General features: G+C 68.0%; 16 protein-coding genes. 12 read left to right on the top strand and 4 right to left on the bottom strand.

Features of this window, described 5'->3' with window-relative positions; genetic code table 11:
* Positions 1 to 114 precede the first annotated feature (114 nt).
* On the top strand, positions 115 to 2,550 hold the full coding sequence (locus tag E5P2_RS26555; protein ID WP_162570074.1) for a DUF1631 family protein: 2,436 nt from the start codon (positions 115 to 117) through the stop codon (positions 2,548 to 2,550).
* A 124-nt stretch (positions 2,551 to 2,674) separates the two neighbouring features.
* Here the strand turns inward: E5P2_RS26555 and E5P2_RS26550 are convergent, their stop codons facing one another.
* The 3 genes from E5P2_RS26550 to E5P2_RS26540 all read right to left on the bottom strand — a co-directional run bounded on the left by E5P2_RS26550 (position 2,675) and on the right by E5P2_RS26540 (position 5,629).
* Complete coding sequence (locus tag E5P2_RS26550) at positions 2,675 to 3,190, bottom strand: DUF494 family protein (RefSeq protein ID WP_162570073.1); 516 nt, start codon at positions 3,188 to 3,190, stop codon at positions 2,675 to 2,677.
* A 65-nt stretch (positions 3,191 to 3,255) separates the two neighbouring features.
* Positions 3,256 to 4,398: a DNA-processing protein DprA gene (dprA, locus tag E5P2_RS26545; RefSeq protein WP_162570072.1), complete on the bottom strand. Its 1,143-nt coding sequence runs from the start codon at positions 4,396 to 4,398 to the stop codon at positions 3,256 to 3,258.
* 16 nt (positions 4,399 to 4,414) lie between these two features.
* Complete coding sequence (locus tag E5P2_RS26540; RefSeq protein WP_162570071.1) at positions 4,415 to 5,629, bottom strand: LysM peptidoglycan-binding domain-containing protein; 1,215 nt, start codon at positions 5,627 to 5,629, stop codon at positions 4,415 to 4,417.
* Positions 5,630 to 5,791: 162 nt separating this feature from the next.
* On the opposite strand from E5P2_RS26540, the gene def reads away from it, so the two are divergent.
* The 11 genes from def to E5P2_RS26490 all read left to right on the top strand — a co-directional run bounded on the left by def (position 5,792) and on the right by E5P2_RS26490 (position 14,622).
* On the top strand, positions 5,792 to 6,316 hold the full coding sequence (def, locus tag E5P2_RS26535; RefSeq protein WP_162570070.1) for a peptide deformylase: 525 nt from the start codon (positions 5,792 to 5,794) through the stop codon (positions 6,314 to 6,316).
* Between the two features lie 2 nt (positions 6,317 to 6,318).
* Positions 6,319 to 6,810, top strand: a complete 492-nt coding sequence (locus E5P2_RS26530) for a hypothetical protein (protein WP_232080859.1) — start codon at positions 6,319 to 6,321, stop codon at positions 6,808 to 6,810.
* 13 nt (positions 6,811 to 6,823) lie between these two features.
* On the top strand, positions 6,824 to 7,774 hold the full coding sequence (gene fmt, locus E5P2_RS26525) for a methionyl-tRNA formyltransferase (protein ID WP_162570069.1): 951 nt from the start codon (positions 6,824 to 6,826) through the stop codon (positions 7,772 to 7,774).
* Positions 7,774 to 8,514, top strand: coding sequence for an AzlC family ABC transporter permease (locus E5P2_RS26520; RefSeq protein WP_162570068.1), 741 nt, complete (start codon positions 7,774 to 7,776; stop codon positions 8,512 to 8,514). Before fmt ends, E5P2_RS26520 begins: the two co-directional genes overlap by 1 nt.
* A gap of 8 nt (positions 8,515 to 8,522) precedes the next feature.
* Positions 8,523 to 8,858: an AzlD domain-containing protein gene (locus E5P2_RS26515; protein WP_162570067.1), complete on the top strand. Its 336-nt coding sequence runs from the start codon at positions 8,523 to 8,525 to the stop codon at positions 8,856 to 8,858.
* A gap of 113 nt (positions 8,859 to 8,971) precedes the next feature.
* Positions 8,972 to 10,162: a phosphoglycerate kinase gene (locus E5P2_RS26510; RefSeq protein ID WP_162570066.1), complete on the top strand. Its 1,191-nt coding sequence runs from the start codon at positions 8,972 to 8,974 to the stop codon at positions 10,160 to 10,162.
* A gap of 185 nt (positions 10,163 to 10,347) precedes the next feature.
* Positions 10,348 to 11,796 (top strand): pyruvate kinase, encoded by a 1,449-nt coding sequence (gene pyk, locus E5P2_RS26505; RefSeq protein ID WP_162570065.1) that lies wholly within the window; start codon positions 10,348 to 10,350, stop codon positions 11,794 to 11,796.
* A 53-nt stretch (positions 11,797 to 11,849) separates the two neighbouring features.
* Complete coding sequence (locus tag E5P2_RS37900) at positions 11,850 to 12,236, top strand: alpha/beta hydrolase (protein ID WP_232080858.1); 387 nt, start codon at positions 11,850 to 11,852, stop codon at positions 12,234 to 12,236.
* Positions 12,148 to 12,660, top strand: coding sequence for an alpha/beta hydrolase (locus E5P2_RS37895; RefSeq protein WP_232080857.1), 513 nt, complete (start codon positions 12,148 to 12,150; stop codon positions 12,658 to 12,660). The genes E5P2_RS37900 and E5P2_RS37895 overlap by 89 nt, the downstream gene beginning before the upstream one ends.
* The gene (gene fba / locus E5P2_RS26495; protein WP_162570064.1) at positions 12,558 to 13,622 is read left to right on the top strand and encodes a class II fructose-bisphosphate aldolase; all 1,065 of its coding nucleotides are present in this window, start codon (positions 12,558 to 12,560) and stop codon (positions 13,620 to 13,622) included. Before E5P2_RS37895 ends, fba begins: the two co-directional genes overlap by 103 nt.
* A 94-nt stretch (positions 13,623 to 13,716) precedes the next feature.
* Complete coding sequence (locus E5P2_RS26490; RefSeq protein ID WP_162570063.1) at positions 13,717 to 14,622, top strand: phosphoribosylaminoimidazolesuccinocarboxamide synthase; 906 nt, start codon at positions 13,717 to 13,719, stop codon at positions 14,620 to 14,622.
* Here the strand turns inward: E5P2_RS26490 and E5P2_RS26485 are convergent.
* Positions 14,612 to 15,061, bottom strand: coding sequence for an META domain-containing protein (locus E5P2_RS26485; RefSeq protein ID WP_162570062.1), 450 nt, complete (start codon positions 15,059 to 15,061; stop codon positions 14,612 to 14,614). The two genes, E5P2_RS26490 and E5P2_RS26485, sit on opposite strands and share 11 nt — an antisense overlap.
* Positions 15,062 to 15,163 lie beyond the last annotated feature (102 nt).

The raw sequence follows: 15,163 nt of genomic DNA, 5'->3' as shown, positions 1-15,163 counted from the left end.
GACGCGGCGCAGGGTCTTGGGGTTGCCGAGCATGGGCCGAGGCGCGCGCGCGGTTACGCTTGGCAATGCGGGTTTACGCTCCTCGAATCGTTTAAATTGCCGTCCTGACCTTCCATGACCACGCGGTCCCACGCCTCTTCCCTGCAGCTCGCACGCGAAACCCGTGAGCGTTTCGTCGCCGCCACCGAAGGGGTGATCGCACCGGTCGCACGCGCCATCCGCGAACGGCTGACGGCGCTGGCGAGCCAGACCGGCAATGCGCGGGAGATGCAGGAGAACCGCGACGGCTTCCTGTTGTTCGAATCCCATGCGACGAACTGGGCTTCCCTCTCGCAAACGGCCTGGCGCAAGGCGCTGGTCAACAGCGCGGTCGACGATACGCCGACCAACTCGCTGTCGCGCCTCGAACTGATCGGCGACGAAGTGGTGGAGCCCGGCATCCTGTCATCGCGGCTGGCGCAGGTGATCCAGGACAAGGCCAGCTTCGAGCTCAACGACCTGCGCCTGCGCATCCAGCACCTGGAAAACACTTCCGAACTCGGTGCCAAGGACATCCTCAAGCCGGAAGCGCTCGCCAAGGTGCTGGTCGACCAGTGGCTGGCGGCCGGCCTGAGCCGCGGTCTCTGGACCAAGGTCCAGGATTCGGTGCAGCTTCACATGGTCGACGTGGTGGTCGCCGCCTACAAGGACGCCAATGCCTTCCTGATCGAGAAGGGCGTGATGCCCGAGATCGATCTCAAGAGTTTCGTCAAGCGCACCGGCGGCAACGTGTCGAATCCGATGCCGCTCGGCGGCAGCTTCGCAGGCGGCCCGGGCAGCGCATCGATGGGCATGGGCGCGGCGCCTCACCAGGGTGGGCGTGGCGGCTTCAATGCGCCGCCCGGCAGCTTCGCGCCGGCGGCGATCGGCGTCGGCATGGGGCGCGGGTCGTCCGGCATGGGCGGCTCCGGCGTGACCGGCGCCGACGCGACCGGCGGCTCGCCGCTGGTGATCGCGCGCCAGCGGGCGCAAGGCGTGCTGCTCAACCTCAAGCGCTTCGTGACGGCGCGCATCGGCGGCGACATCACCCAGCCGCGCGTGCCGGGGGCGGGCGGCTTCGGCGAAGGCGCCATGGGCGGTGGTGCGGGCGGCGGTGCGGGCGGCGCCGGCATGGGCGTGGCGGCGGGTGCGCCCGCTTTCGCCGCGGCGATCGCCGATGCGGAGGCGGCCTACCAGATGATGGCTTCGCGGTACGTGGTCGGCGACGAGGCCACCGCGCTGCATCAGACGGCCGCCGAACTGCGCCGGCGCACCAGCGAGCTCAAGCGCAAGGCGCCGACCACCGCGGACAAGGCCACGGTGGAGATCGTGGCCCTGATGTTCCAGGCCATCCTGGCCGAGGAACGCATTCCCTTCTCGGCGCGCGTGTGGTTCGCGCGCCTGCAGATGCCGGTGCTGCGCGTCGCGATCGCGGAGCCCGAATTCTTCGGCACGCTGCAGCATCCCGCACGCATGCTGATCGACCGCATGGGCTCCTGCGTGATGGGCTTCGATGCGGCGGCCATCTCGGGCAGCGCGCTCGAGGGCGAGATCCGCCGCGTCGTGCAGGTCATCGAGCAGTATCCGGAAACCGGCCAGCGCGTGTTCAAGCTGGTGTTCGACGAATTCGTCGTCTTCCTCAACAAGTACCTGACGCAGAGCGACTCGACCCAGCGGGTCATGAGCGTGGCGCAGCAGGTCGAGCAGAAGGAAACGATGGCGATCCAGTACACCATCGAGTTGCGCAAGATGCTCAACGACATGCCGGTGCGCGAGGAGATCCGCGAGTTCCTGTTCAAGGTCTGGGCCGAGGTGCTGGCGATCGCGGCCCTGCGCTACGGCGGGCAGGACGAACAGACGGTGACGCTCAAGCGCGCCGCATCCGATCTGGTGTGGGCGGCCAGCGCCAAGCCCAATCGCAACGACCGCACCCGCGTGATCCAGGACCTGCCCAAGCTGTTGCAGCGCCTGCGCCAGGGCATGAGCTTGCTGGGCATCGTGGGCGATCCGCAGGAAGCGCACATCAAGACCATCGGCGCCACCCTGTCCGATGCCTTCCTGTCCAAGACCGAGTCGATCCCGCCGGCCCAGATCGAGGCAATGGCCAAGCGCCTGGCCAACCTCGAGGATTTCGTGACCGACGAAGGCGCCACCGACCTGCCGCTGGATGCCGCGAGCATCGAGCTGCTGCTGGGTGTCGACGCGGCCTCGATCGAGGTCGTGCCCGACACCGGCACCAAGGTCGGCGAGGACATGCTCGCCTGGGCGCACGATCTCCAGGTGGGAACGTGGTTCATGCTCGACCACAACGACCGCGTGAACCAGGTCCAGTTCGTCTGGCGCAGCGAGCGCAAGCAGCTGCACCTGTTCGCCTCCAGCGACGGCCGCAGCTTCCTGATCCAGGTTGGCCGATTGGCGTCCTATCTGCAAGCGGGCCTGCTGGTGCCGGCCGAGGAAGAAACGCTGACGGTCCGCGCGACGCGCGAGGCCTTGGCCAAGCTGGACGCAAATCCAGAACGGCTATTGAACTAGCCCCGGCCGGCGCGGCCAGGTCCCTTCGTGAAACACCGCGGATCCGGCTCCGCCGGTCCGCCGGTGTTGCCCCCCGGCAGGGGGTAGGCGGCCACACGAAGTGGGCAAGCCTGGGGGCGAGCAACTAGTGCGGAAGGCGGTCGGTGGTGTCGTCGCAGAGTTCATCGAGCACCAGCGCATCGGGCTCGATGCCGGTGCTCCAGTGCACCATCAGCAGGATGATCTTGAGTTCGTCGAGCGCCAACGGGTCGCCCGGCGTGGCCATCGCGCGCTCGATCACGATCTCCCGCATGCCGGCCGGCAGCATGCCGGACGATTCGAGAAAGCGGATGAAGCCCAGGCATTCGGCGCCCAGATGGTCCTGCTCGGCCATCGAATAGACGCGCATCGAATCCGGTGATTGCGGCAGGACGGCGTCGCCGATGCCACGCAAGGTGACCGTGGCGGTGGCCTCGTCGGCATGGCGTGCCAGTTGAACGCCTTGCGTGGCGAGGCTCAGGCCGTCGAGCCATCGCAAGGCATCGCGGATCTCTTCTGCATCGAAGCCTTGTGCACTGAGCTTGCGGCCCAACTGCTCGGGTTGGGGGCACGCGTCGCCGCGCCAGTAGTTTTCGTAGACGAACACGAGCACTTCGAACATGCGGCCAATATAGCCCACTCGCGCGACGGTGCCCGCCGCGTTGCACCATTGCGACGCCTTGCGGCTCAGCCTTGTGCGATCCGCTGGAACAGGCCGCCCGGAAGGCGGGCCACACGGCCGGCGAGCTCCAGCTCGAGCAGTTGAGCCTGCAAGGCGGCAGCGCTCCAGCCGGTGCGGGCACACAGCGCATCGAGGCTGACCGGATCGAAGCCCAGTTCAGGCAGCAGTCCGTGTTCTTCGGGCTGTGCGGTCCCGGGGGCCGCGGCGGTGGAAGTCTCCATGGCGAGCTTCTCCAGGCGAAGCTCTTCGAGAACGTCATGCACCGATTCGACCAGCTTGGCGCCCTGGCGTATCAGCGCATGGCAGCCGCGCGATTGCGGCGCATGGATGGAGCCGGGAATGGCGAACACGTCCTTGCCCTGCTCGCTTGCGAACTGCGCGGTGATCAGCGAACCCGATTTCAGCGCGGCTTCCACCACCAGGGTGCCACGCGAGAGTCCGGCAATCAGGCGGTTGCGCTTGGGAAAATTCTGGCTGAGCGGCGGCGTGCCGAGCGGATATTCGCTCACGAGCAGGCCTTGTGCGGCAATGCGATGCGCCAGCGCGCGGTGTCTCGCGGGGTAGACGCGGTCGAGCCCGGTGCCGACCACGGCCACGGTCGCCAGCCGGTCCGGCGCGCCGGCGACCGCGTCGAGTGCACCCTCGTGCGCCGCGCCGTCGATGCCGAGCGCAAGCCCCGAGACGACCGCGATGCCTGCCTCGCCGAAGGCCCGTGCGAAGGCGCGTGCGTTCGCCGCACCCTGCGGCGTCGGATTGCGGCTGCCGACGATCGCGATGCTGCGTTCCAGTTGCGTGAGATCGAAAGCGGGCGCCCCGAGCAGATAGAGCATCAGGGGCGGGTCGGCGGTTTCGAGCAGCGAGGCCGGATAGCCCGCATCGCCCAGCGTCACGATGCGCCGCGTGGCGCCATGCGCTTCCACACCTTGCAGCCATGCCGAGGTCTGATCGACCAGCGCGGACAGCGTCGCCGGCGCGTGCGCCAGCGCATCGGCCTGTGCCACCGTCACGACCTGTTCCTGCGCTGCGCGCGCTTGCGCGAAGACACCCGACGGAAGGCCGAAGGCCGCGAGCAGCTTGCGCGCGGCCGTGTTCCCGATCCCTGGCGTCAGCGCGAGCCGCAGCCAGTCCGCGAGTTCTTCGCGCTCCACGTGAAGGTCTGAGGCCTCAGGGATTGACCAGCCGATCGCCGGGGCGCGGCGCGTCGCTGATCTCGAGCACCAGTGCGTACGAGACCTTCTCGAACGGCCGGAACACCATCAGCAGTCCGATGCGCTCGTTGGGCAGCTTCAGGGTGTCCTTGCCGCCGCCGGTCTTGTCGACGATGGTTTCGCCGTTCTTGAGAATGGCAAGCACGTCGCCGTTCTCGATGCCGTCGCGCGTGCCCTTGTTGATGGCGACGACCTGATTCTGTGCCGCGAATTCGACCGCGCTGCCGTACACCGACACGATGCGGCCATCGACCACGGGATCCGCCGGCGCGTGCGGCGCGTAGCTCAGCAGCTGGCGCGGCGGCTCGGGCAGCAGGCGGTCGCCGGCGCGGATTTCCTCGCGCGCGGCCACGATGTCGATGGTGGCGGGCACGACGTTGACGACCTGCTTGCCGTCCACCTCGTCCTCCGCAGTCGACTCGCCGCGCTGCAGCGTCGCCTTGCCGACATACTGTGCTTCATAGCCGAGGATCTCTCCCGTGCCCGGATCTTTCAAGGGCGTCGCATCGCGGAACACGCGGAAGGTCTTGATCGGGCCGGGCGCCTCGACCAGCGGAGAATTCTTGTCGCCGCGCGCGTAGGCACGGTCGCCGCGCGCCAGCAGCACGCGGCTGTCGTTGCCTGCCACGATGCGCGGCGCGGTGAGCAGGGTCTGTTCGTCGACCACGATCGGCTCGGTGAGGAAGGGCTCGATCAGGCTCGGATTGAGCGTCGGCAGCGCCATGTCGCCGAGCGACTCGTAGCGGGTGCGCGGGCTCAGCTTGATGGTGCCTTCGGGCGCGCCGGCGCCGCCCCGGCGCGTGCTCAGCCGGGCCCGGCCGCCGGTCTTGTCGAGGTAGAGGACCTGGCCGGGGTAGATGCGGTGCGGATTCGAGATGTCGCTGATGTTCATGCCCCACAGCTCGGGCCAGCGCCACGGGCTGCGCAGATAGAGGCGGGAGATGGCCCAGAGCGTGTCGCGGGGCTTGACGGTGTATTCGTCCGGCGCATTCGGTGTGAGTTCGCCGACCGGGATGCCGGCTTGCGCCGTTTGCTGCGCGGTGGCCCGCTGCTGCGGTGTGATGGGATAGTTCTGCGCCGCGGCCGTCGTGGCCGTGCCCACCATGGCAACCATCGCCAGCGCAGCAAGGAGGGTCGGACGCAGGCCTTCGTCGATTCGGAGTTTTTTCATGGTTTGATGGTGTGCACGCACTGCGCCGCGGAGGGCATACGAATCCTCACAATTTGCAACGAATTTTGCGCTGAAGCCCTTGATTGGGCAACGTTTATCAAGGTGCGGTCCCTCGGGCAGTCGCGGAAATGGCGAAAATAGCGACAACTTTTCCTCGTTTTCATGGCCAAGAGAACCATCCTGAGTTTCCCCGACAAACGGCTGCACACGGTCGCCAGGCCCGTGCAGGGCGTCGATGCGCGCATCAAGGCGTTGGTCGTCGATCTGCTCGAGACGATGTACGACGCCAATGGCATCGGGTTGGCGGCCACGCAGATCGATGTGCACGAGCGCCTGGTGGTGATCGACATTTCCGAGGAGCGCAACCAGCCGCTGGTGCTGATCAATCCCGAAATCGTCTGGGCCAGCGACGAGAAGGTCTTGAACGAGGAAGGCTGCCTCTCGGTGCCCGGCATCTACGACGGCGTCGAGCGCTCCACCGCCGTGCGCGTGACCGCGCTCGATGCCGAGGGCGAGCCACAGACGATCGAGGCCGACGGCCTGCTCGCGGTCTGCATCCAGCACGAACTCGATCACCTGCTCGGCAAGGTCTTCGTCGAATACCTCTCGCCCCTCAAGCGCAACCGCATCAAGAGCAAGCTGCTCAAGCAGCAGCGCGAGGACCAGCGGCTCGAGCAGGAACGCTGACCATGAGAGGCCGGCGTTTCATCCTGGCGATGGCCGCCGCATTGGCGCTGGCCGCCTGCGTGAGCGAGCCGACCAGACTGCCGCTCGGCACGTCGCGCGCCGAGGCCCTGCAGCGACTCGGGTCGCCGACCGCGACCTATCCCTTGCCCAACGGCGGCGAGCGCCTGCAATATTCCCGCGCGCCGGCCGGCTTCGAAGTGAACAACGTCGACCTCGACGCCAGCGGGCATGTGGTGTCCATACGCCAGGAGCTGTCCGAAGGCCTGTTCGACCGCACGATCAAGCCCGGTGTCTGGCGCGAGGCTGACGTGCTGCGCACCTATGGCCGTCCGCTGGAGATCACGCGGGTGAGTTCCTTCGACGGTGTCGTGTGGACATGGCACTTCATGTCGCTGAACAACCCCCGCTTCCTCTATATCTACATCGATCCGGCGGGCGTGGTCCAGCGCTACCACACCGGCGACGACATGCGGCGCAATCATCTGTCCCTGTGAGCGCAAAGGCCGCATGAAGATCGCATTCGCGGGTACGCCCGAGTTCGCCCGCGTCGCGCTGCAGGCCATTGCCGCCGCCGGTTTCGAACTCGTGCAGGTGCTGACCCAGCCCGACCGGCCCGCGGGCCGCGGCATGAAGCTGCAGGCTTCGCCGGTCAAGCAGTTTGCCGTGGAGCGCGGCTGGCCCGTCGCGCAGCCGCGCAGCCTGCGGCTGGATGGTAAGTACCCCGACGACGCGGCCGCTGCACGCGCGGTCCTCGACGAAGCGAAGCCCGACCTCATGGTCGTCGCCGCCTACGGCCTGATCCTGCCGCAATGGGTGCTGGACGCGCCGCGCCTGGGCTGCCTCAACATCCACGCGAGCCTGCTGCCGCGCTGGCGCGGCGCGGCGCCGATCCATCGCGCGATCGAAGCCGGCGATGCCGAGACCGGCGTCACCATCATGCGGATGGACGCCGGCCTCGACACCGGCGCCATGCTGCTGCGCGAAGCGCTGGCGATCGGCGACGACAGCACCGCGCGCCTGCACGACCGGCTCGCGACACTCGGCGGACGGCTGATCGTGCAGGCGCTCCATCAGGCGCAGGCCGGTACGCTGCACGCCGAGCCGCAGCCGGCCGATGGCGTGAGCTATGCGCACAAGGTCGAGAAGCACGAGGCGCAGGTCGACTGGTCGCAGCACGCCGACGCGATCGTGCGCCGCGTCCGCGCCTTCGATCCCTTCCCCGGCGCCAGCAGCCTGCTCGACGGCGAGACGCTCAAGCTCTGGGCCGCGCACGCACGCCCCGGTGAAGTCGCCGACAGGCCCGGCACCATCCTCGCCGTCGGCCCGGCCGGCATCGAGATCGCCGCGGCGGATTCGACGGTCGTCGTCACCGAGCTGCAGCGTGCCGGCGGCAAGCGCCTGCCGGTGGCCGATTTCCTGCGCGGCTTCGATCTGAAGCCTGGGCAGGTGTTCGGCTGATGTTCCTCTCCCCGTCCATCCGGCGCCTGCCCGAGTTCCGTAGCGGCCTGCGCGACATGTCGCCGGTCGCGCTCGGCGTCGGCGCGTGGGGTCTGATGACCGGCGTGGCCATGGTCAAGTCGGGCATGAGCGTGTTCGAGTCCGTGGCGATGACGCTCCTGGTCTACGCCGGCAGCTCGCAGCTTGCGGCCATTCCGCTGCTCATTGCCGGTGCGCCGATCGGGGTCATCCTGGCCACGGCCTTCTGTGTCAACCTGCGCTTCGTCGTCTTCAGCCTGCACCTGCGGCCCTATCTCATGCACATGCCGCGCTGGCGCCGCATGACCCACGGTTATCTCACCGCCGACATGAGCTATGCGATGTTCACCCGGCGCTACCCGGCGCCGGCGGCGACCGAGCCCGGGCAGCGGGCGCAGGAGGCCTACCTGACCGGCAACTACTGCGTCACCTGGTGCGCGTGGATGGGACTGAGCCTGCTCGGCATCGCGCTGGCCAACCTGATCCCGCCATCCTGGGGCCTGGGCTTCGCCGGCGTGCTGAGCCTGGTCGCCATCGTCTGTTCCATGGCGACCACGCGCCTGCGCGTGCTGGCCGCGCTGATCGCCAGCGCGACGGCCGTCGCGGCCTTCGCCCTGCCGCTCAAGCTGAACATCGTCGCCGGCATCGGCGTCGCGGTGCTGCTGTGCTTCTGGCTGGAGAAGCAGTTCGGGCTCGATCCGGTGGCGGAGGACGATGCATGAGCGGTGGCATGGGCGGAACCGATCTGTGGACGCTGGCCGTGATCCTCGGCATGGCCGGCATCACCGTGCTCACGCGCTGCTTCTTCTTCATCTTCGATCGCCCCTGGGGCCTGCCCGAGTGGGCGCACCGCGCACTGCACTACGCGCCGGCGGCCGCGCTCGCCGCGGTGATCGCGCCCGAGATCGTCATGACGCAGGGCCATCTGGTCGCCACCTGGCAGGACGCGCGGCTCTACGGCACCGCGGCCGGCGCGCTCTGCTACATCTGGCGCCGCGGCGTGCTCGGCACGATGGGGGTCGGGATGGCGGTCTACCTGCCGCTGCACCTGGGGCTGGGCTGGTAGGGCCTGCGTGCCCTCACGCGGAGGCAGCGCCGCTGTCGCGGCGAGATGCGAAACCTACAATGGCCGCTGGCTCTCGAAGTCCCCTTCATCCGCTTTCACTTCCGTTTCCACCCATGAACGTTCTTCGATTCACCGACCTCTGCAAAGAGGGCAAAGCCGCCGGCCGCCGCGTGTTCATCCGGGCCGATCTCAACGTGCCGCAGGACGACGCGGGCCGCATCACCGAGGACACGCGCATCCGCGCCTCGGTGCCCTGCATCCGGCTGGCGCTCGAAGCCGGCGCCGCGGTCATGGTCACCTCGCACCTCGGCCGGCCGACCGAAGGCCAGTTCAAGCCGGAGGATTCGCTCGCACCGGTCGCCGAGCGCTTGGCCGAACTGCTGGGCCGCGAGGTGCCGCTGGCGTCGAACTGGGTCGACGGCGTCGACGTCAAACCGGGCCAGGTCGTGCTGCTCGAGAACTGCCGCCTCAACAAGGGCGAGAAGAAGAACGACGAGGCGCTGGCGCGCAAGCTCGCCGCGCTCACCGACATCTACGTCAACGACGCCTTCGGCACCGCGCACCGCGCCGAGGCCACCACCTACGGCATCGCGCAGTTCGCCCCCGTGGCCTGCGCCGGGCCGCTGCTGGCGGCCGAGATCGATGCCATCACCCAGGCGCTGGCGCAGCCGAAGCGCCCGCTGGTCGCGATCGTCGCCGGTTCCAAGGTCAGCACCAAGCTCACCATCCTCGAGAGCCTGGCCGACAAGGTCGATCAGCTGATCGTCGGCGGCGGCATCGCCAACACCTTCATGCTGGCGGCCGGCCTGAAGATCGGCAAGTCGCTCGCCGAGCCCGACCTGCAGGACCAGGCCGAGGCCGTGATCGAAGCGATGCGCGCGCGCGGCGCGGCCGTGCCGATCCCGGTCGACGTGGTCACGGCCAAGACCTTCGCGGCCGATGCGCCGGCGACGGTGAAGGACGCGAACGACGTGGCCGACGACGACCTGATCCTCGACATCGGCCCGAAGACCGCCGAGCTGCTGGCCGCGCAGCTGCGCGAGGCCGGCACCATCGTCTGGAACGGCCCGGTGGGCGTGTTCGAGTTCGATGCCTTCGCCAACGGCACGCGCACCATCGCGCAGGCCATCGCCGACAGCGCGGCCTTCTCGATCGCCGGCGGCGGCGACACGCTGGCCGCGATCGCCAAGTACGGCATCGAGGACAAGGTCGGCTATATCTCGACCGGCGGCGGCGCCTTTCTCGAGGTGCTGGAGGGCAAAACGCTCCCCGCCTTCGAGATCCTGGAAAAAAGAGCTGGATAGGGCTCGCCCCCAGGCTTCGCGCACTTCGTGTCGCTACGCCAACCCCCTGCCCGGGGGCAACACCGGCGGACCGGCCAAGCCGGATCCGCGGTGTTTCTGGAAAGGGGCAGGCCAGGGCGCTGGAATTGCGTACTAGCCGCTGGCGGCCAAAGTGTATACAGTAGCGAATACAACCGGAGACCCGAATGAGCACGCCTCGCCTTCCCCGTCATGCCACCAAGATCGTCGCCACGCTCGGCCCGGCGTCCAGCACGCCCGAATTGCTGGAGCAGATGATTCATTACAAGGTCAGCGTGGTGCGGCTCAACTTCAGCCACGGCACCGCGCAGGACCACATCAACCGCGCCGCGATGGTGCGCGAGGCCGCGCGCCGCACCGGCCGCGAGGTCGCGATCATGGCCGACTTGCAAGGGCCGAAGATCCGTGTCGGCAAGTTCGCCGAAGGCAAGATCTGGCTCGAGCCGGGCGCCAAGTTCGTGCTCGATGCCTCGCGCATCGAGCTGGGCGACGTCGGTGCCGTGGGGCTCGACTACAAGGATCTGCCGCGCGACGTGAAGCCCGGTGACAGCCTGCTGCTGAACGACGGGCTCATCGTGCTCACGGTCGATGCCGTCAAGGGCGACGCGGTGCACACCACGGTGCGCCTGGGCGGCGAGCTCTCGAACAACAAGGGCATCAACAAGCAGGGCGGCGGCCTCACCGCGCCGGCCCTGACGGCCAAGGACATGGAAGACATCAAGACCGCGATGAGCTTCCAGGCCGACTACGTCGCCGTGAGCTTCCCCAAGAACGCGACCGACATGGAAATGGCGCGCCAGCTGTGCAACGTGGCCGCCGCGGAGTTCGGCCACAAGCCCGGGATGATCGCCAAGATCGAGCGTGCCGAGGCGATCCCCAAGCTGGAAGAGATCCTGCGTGCCAGCGACGGCATCATGGTCGCGCGCGGCGATCTCGCGGTCGAGGTCGGCAATGCCGCCGTGCCCGCACTGCAGAAGAAGATGATCCGCATGGCGCGCGACATGGACAAGGTCGTCATCACCGCCACGCAGATGATGGAATCGATGATCACCAACCCGGTGCCCACGCGCGCCGAGGTCAGCGACGTGGCCAACGCCGTGCTCGACGGCACCGACGCGGTGATGCTCTCGGCCGAGACCGCGTCCGGCCGCTATCCGCTCGAGACCGTGCAGGAGATGAGCCGCATCTGCGAGGCCGCCGAGGCCGCGGAAGATCCGCACCTCGATGCCGACTTCAGCGGCCAGACCTATGCCCGCATCGACCAGTCGATCGCGATGGGTGCGCTTTTCACCGCCCACCACCTGGGCGCCAAGGCGATCGTGGCGCTGACCGAGTCGGGCTCGACCTTGCTGTGGATGAGCCGCCACCGCGCGCACATCCCGATGTACGCGCTGACCTCGCGGCTGGCGACCCAGCGCAAGCTGGCGCTCTACCGGAACGTGCGGCCGCTGCTGATGGATTCGGAAAGCGACCGCGACACCGCCCTCGAACGGGCGGAAGCCCATCTGAAGAAGCGCGGCATCGTGCAGACCGGCGACGTCTATGCGATCACTTGCGGCGAGCCGATGGGTGCGCCCGGCGGCACCAACATGCTGAAGATCTGCCGGGTCGGCTGAGGACGCGGCGCGTTCCCGCGAAACCGCTGCCGGGCGGCATGCGTACTGCCCGGATGAAGTCTCATCCGTTTTTCTTCCGAATCCACCCTCGCGCACTGCAGCTCGGCGTGCTCGCCATGGGTGCGGCCGCGCTGGCGGCATGCTCGCCGCTCGGGATCGTCAACAGCCTGGTGCCCGGCGCCGTGGTCGTCATTCCGGACTATCGGCTGTCGCCGCAGGTCGCCTACCCGGCGTTCGTCGAGGACAGCGCACTGGCCGTGAAATGGGGCCTCGACCATGCGGCGCAGCTCGGCGCCGATCCGCGGCAGGTCTACATCATGGGGCCACAGCTCGGGCGCCTACAACGCGGCCATGGTCGTGCTCGACGCGCGCTGGCTGAACGCGGTGGGCGCGAGTCCGAAGCAGCTGGCCGGCTGGATCGGTCTGGCCGGGCCCTATGACTTCCTGCCGATCGGGCAGCCGCAAGCGCAGGTGGCCTTCAACTGGCCGGACACGCCGCAATCATCGCAGCCGATCGTGCATGCCGCGTCCGGCGCGCCGCGCACGCTGCTCATGGCGGCGACGGAGGACACGCTGGTCGATCCGGTGCGAAATACCCGACAGATGGCCGACAAGCTGCGCGCAACCGGCGTCGAAGTGGCGCTGCGGGAGTTCGACGACCTCGGCCATGTCACCCTGATCGGCGCCGTCCGACAAGGTCGCTCGCTAGAATCGACCGGAAGTCCCTACTGTCTTTTTTCTTATTCCCGCGAGGTATTCCCATGGCACTCGTCTCGATGCGCGAACTGCTCGACCACGCCGCCGCCAACGGCTACGGCATTCCGGCGTTCAACGTCAACAACCTCGAACAGGTGCAGGCCGTGATGGAAGCCGCCAAGGAAACCGGCGCGCCGGTGATCCTGCAGGCCAGTGCCGGCGCGCGCAAGTACGCCGGCGAGCCCTTCATCAAGCACCTGATCCTGGCGGCCATCGAGGCCTACCCGACCGTGCCGCTGGTGATGCACCAGGACCACGGCCAGAGCCCGGACGTATGCCAGGGCGCGATCAATCTGGGCTTCTCCTCGGTGATGATGGACGGCTCGCTGGAAGCCGACGGCAAGTCGATCGCCAGCTACGACTACAACGTCGACGTCACGCGCCGTGTCGTGGACATGGCGCACAAGGTCGGCGTGACGGTCGAGGGCGAACTGGGCTGCCTGGGCTCGCTCGAAACCATGAAGGGCGACAAGGAAGACGGCCACGGCACCGACGCGACGATGACGCGCGAGCAGCTGCTGACCGATCCGGAGCAGGCGGCCGACTTCGTGAAGAGGACCCAGCTCGATGCGCTGGCGATCGCGATCGGCACCAGCCACGGCGCCTACAAGTTCACCCGCAAGCCCACCGGCGACATCCTGGCGATCGACCGCATCAAGGAAATCCACCGCCGCATCCCCAACACCCACCTGGTGATGCACGGCTCGTCGTCGGTGCCGCAGGATCTGCTGGCCATCATCCGGCAGTTCGGCGGCAACATGAAGGAAACCTACGGCGTGCCGGTCGAGGAAATCCAGGAAGCCATCAAGTACGGCGTGCGCAAGATCAACATCGATACCGACATCCGCCTGGCCATGACCGGCGCAGTGCGCAAGTTCATGGCCGAGAATCCCGAGAAATTCGATGCGCGCGAATGGCTCAAGCCGGCGCGCGAGGCCGCCAAGCAGATCTGCAAGCAGCGCTACATCGAGTTCGGCTGCGAAGGGCAGGGGCCGAAGATCAAGGGCGACACGCTGCAAATCGTCGCCGCGAAGTACGCTAAAGGCGAACTCGCACAAGAAGTGATCTGAGCCTTCCATTGGCCCGGGAAGCCACCCTCGCGGTGGCTTTTTTCTGCGCGCACAATCTGCGTCGTCTCTCGACCATCGACATCGTCACTCCGCCATGACCACCGTCCACACCTCTTCCATCCAGAGCCTTCCGCTGCTCGCGCGCGGCAAGGTGCGCGACAACTACGCGGTCGGCAGCGACCGCATCCTGATGGTCGCGAGCGACCGCCTGTCGGCCTTCGACGTGATCATGGGCGAGCCGATCCCCGGCAAGGGCGTGATCCTCACGCAGATGGCGCTGTGGTGGTTCGACCGGCTCGGCGCGCTGTGCCCCAACCACCTGACGGGCGAGGCGCCCGAGAGCGTGGTCGCGCCGGGCGAGGTGGCGCAGGTCAAGGACCGCTCGATGCTGGTCAAGCGACTCACGCCGATCCCGGTCGAGGCCGTGGTGCGCGGCTACCTGGCCGGCAGCGGCTGGAAGGAATACCAGGAGGGCCGCGCGGTCTGCGGCGTGCCGCTGCCCGAGGGCCTGCGCAACGCGAGCAAGCTGCCGCGGCCGATCTTCACGCCGGCGGCCAAGGCGGCGGCGGGCAACCATGACGAGAACATCAGCTACGACAAGGTGGTGGAGGTGGTCGGCCCCAAGCTCGCGCAGCAGATCCGCGAGACCAGCATCGCCATCTACGAGGCGGCCGCCGAGATCGCGCTGGCCCGCGGGATGATCATCGCCGACACCAAGTTCGAGTTCGGCCTCGACGAGGCCGGCACGCTGGTGCTGATGGACGAGGTGCTGACGCCCGACAGCTCGCGCTACTGGCCGGTCGAAGGCTACGATGCGGCGCTCGCCGCCGGCACCAATCCGCCGAGCTACGACAAGCAGTTCGTGCGCGACTGGCTCGAGGCGACCCGGATCAACGGCAAGCCCTGGGACAAGACGCCGCCGGCACCGCGCCTGCCGGCCGAGGTGATCGAGAAGACGGCGGCCAAGTACCGCGAAGCGCTGGAACGGCTCACCGGCTGACGGGCGCCGATCCGGCGCTCAGCGTCGCGACCGTGCGTCCGTTCGCATCCAGCAACGCGAGCCGCGAGCGTCCCTGCAGCCGGTAGCTGGCGGTGGACTGCAGCGCAGCGAAGAACTGGCTTTCGTTGATGCGGGTCGCCTCGTCGGCGCAGGCCATGCGGGTCGCGCCCATCTGGCTCAGCTTGAGTGCGCTGCCGCTGCGCTGGAAGGTGCCCGAAATGCGGTTGCAGCCGCCCGAGCCGCTCACGCGGCCGCTGCTGCCGTCGAACTGGATCCGCGCAATGCGCTGCGGATCGCTGCTCGGTTCGATCAGCATGTCGCCCAATTGGTCGAGTTGCCAGACCGGCCCTTCGATCGGCTCGTCGAGGTTGATGCCGCTGCCGCAGCCGGTGGTCAGTGCGCAGGCGAGCAATGCCGCCGTGAGGAACAAGGAACGCATGGCCGGTTTTCCTTTTGCAACGAAATGATTCGGCTCCATCGTATGCGAGGCGGCACGTCGCGCCAACGCCACTCCCACTGCGAGTCCGGACCGGGCGCAACG

The sequence above is a fragment of the Variovorax sp. SRS16 genome (assembly GCF_901827165.1).
Classification (GTDB): Bacteria; Pseudomonadota; Gammaproteobacteria; order Burkholderiales; family Burkholderiaceae_C; genus Variovorax.
Note: the sequence above shows the minus strand (reverse complement) of the source record. Positions and strands in the feature narration are given on the sequence as shown.

Excerpts from the sequence above, each read along its gene's own strand:
- E5P2_RS26555 (WP_162570074.1), top strand. The coding sequence starts at position 115 with ATGACCACGCGGTCCCACGCCTCTTCCCTGCAGCTCGCACGCGAAACC.
- E5P2_RS26550 (WP_162570073.1), bottom strand. The coding sequence starts at position 3,190 with ATGTTCGAAGTGCTCGTGTTCGTCTACGAAAACTACTGGCGCGGCGAC.
- E5P2_RS26540 (WP_162570071.1), bottom strand. The coding sequence starts at position 5,629 with ATGAAAAAACTCCGAATCGACGAAGGCCTGCGTCCGACCCTCCTTGCT.
- def (WP_162570070.1), top strand. The coding sequence starts at position 5,792 with ATGGCCAAGAGAACCATCCTGAGTTTCCCCGACAAACGGCTGCACACG.
- E5P2_RS26530 (WP_232080859.1), top strand. The coding sequence starts at position 6,319 with ATGAGAGGCCGGCGTTTCATCCTGGCGATGGCCGCCGCATTGGCGCTG.
- fmt (WP_162570069.1), top strand. The coding sequence starts at position 6,824 with ATGAAGATCGCATTCGCGGGTACGCCCGAGTTCGCCCGCGTCGCGCTG.
- E5P2_RS26520 (WP_162570068.1), top strand. The coding sequence starts at position 7,774 with ATGTTCCTCTCCCCGTCCATCCGGCGCCTGCCCGAGTTCCGTAGCGGC.
- E5P2_RS26515 (WP_162570067.1), top strand. The coding sequence starts at position 8,523 with ATGGGCGGAACCGATCTGTGGACGCTGGCCGTGATCCTCGGCATGGCC.
- E5P2_RS26510 (WP_162570066.1), top strand. The coding sequence starts at position 8,972 with ATGAACGTTCTTCGATTCACCGACCTCTGCAAAGAGGGCAAAGCCGCC.
- pyk (WP_162570065.1), top strand. The coding sequence starts at position 10,348 with ATGAGCACGCCTCGCCTTCCCCGTCATGCCACCAAGATCGTCGCCACG.
- E5P2_RS37900 (WP_232080858.1), top strand. The coding sequence starts at position 11,850 with ATGAAGTCTCATCCGTTTTTCTTCCGAATCCACCCTCGCGCACTGCAG.
- E5P2_RS37895 (WP_232080857.1), top strand. The coding sequence starts at position 12,148 with ATGGTCGTGCTCGACGCGCGCTGGCTGAACGCGGTGGGCGCGAGTCCG.
- fba (WP_162570064.1), top strand. The coding sequence starts at position 12,558 with ATGGCACTCGTCTCGATGCGCGAACTGCTCGACCACGCCGCCGCCAAC.
- E5P2_RS26490 (WP_162570063.1), top strand. The coding sequence starts at position 13,717 with ATGACCACCGTCCACACCTCTTCCATCCAGAGCCTTCCGCTGCTCGCG.
- E5P2_RS26485 (WP_162570062.1), bottom strand. The coding sequence starts at position 15,061 with ATGCGTTCCTTGTTCCTCACGGCGGCATTGCTCGCCTGCGCACTGACC.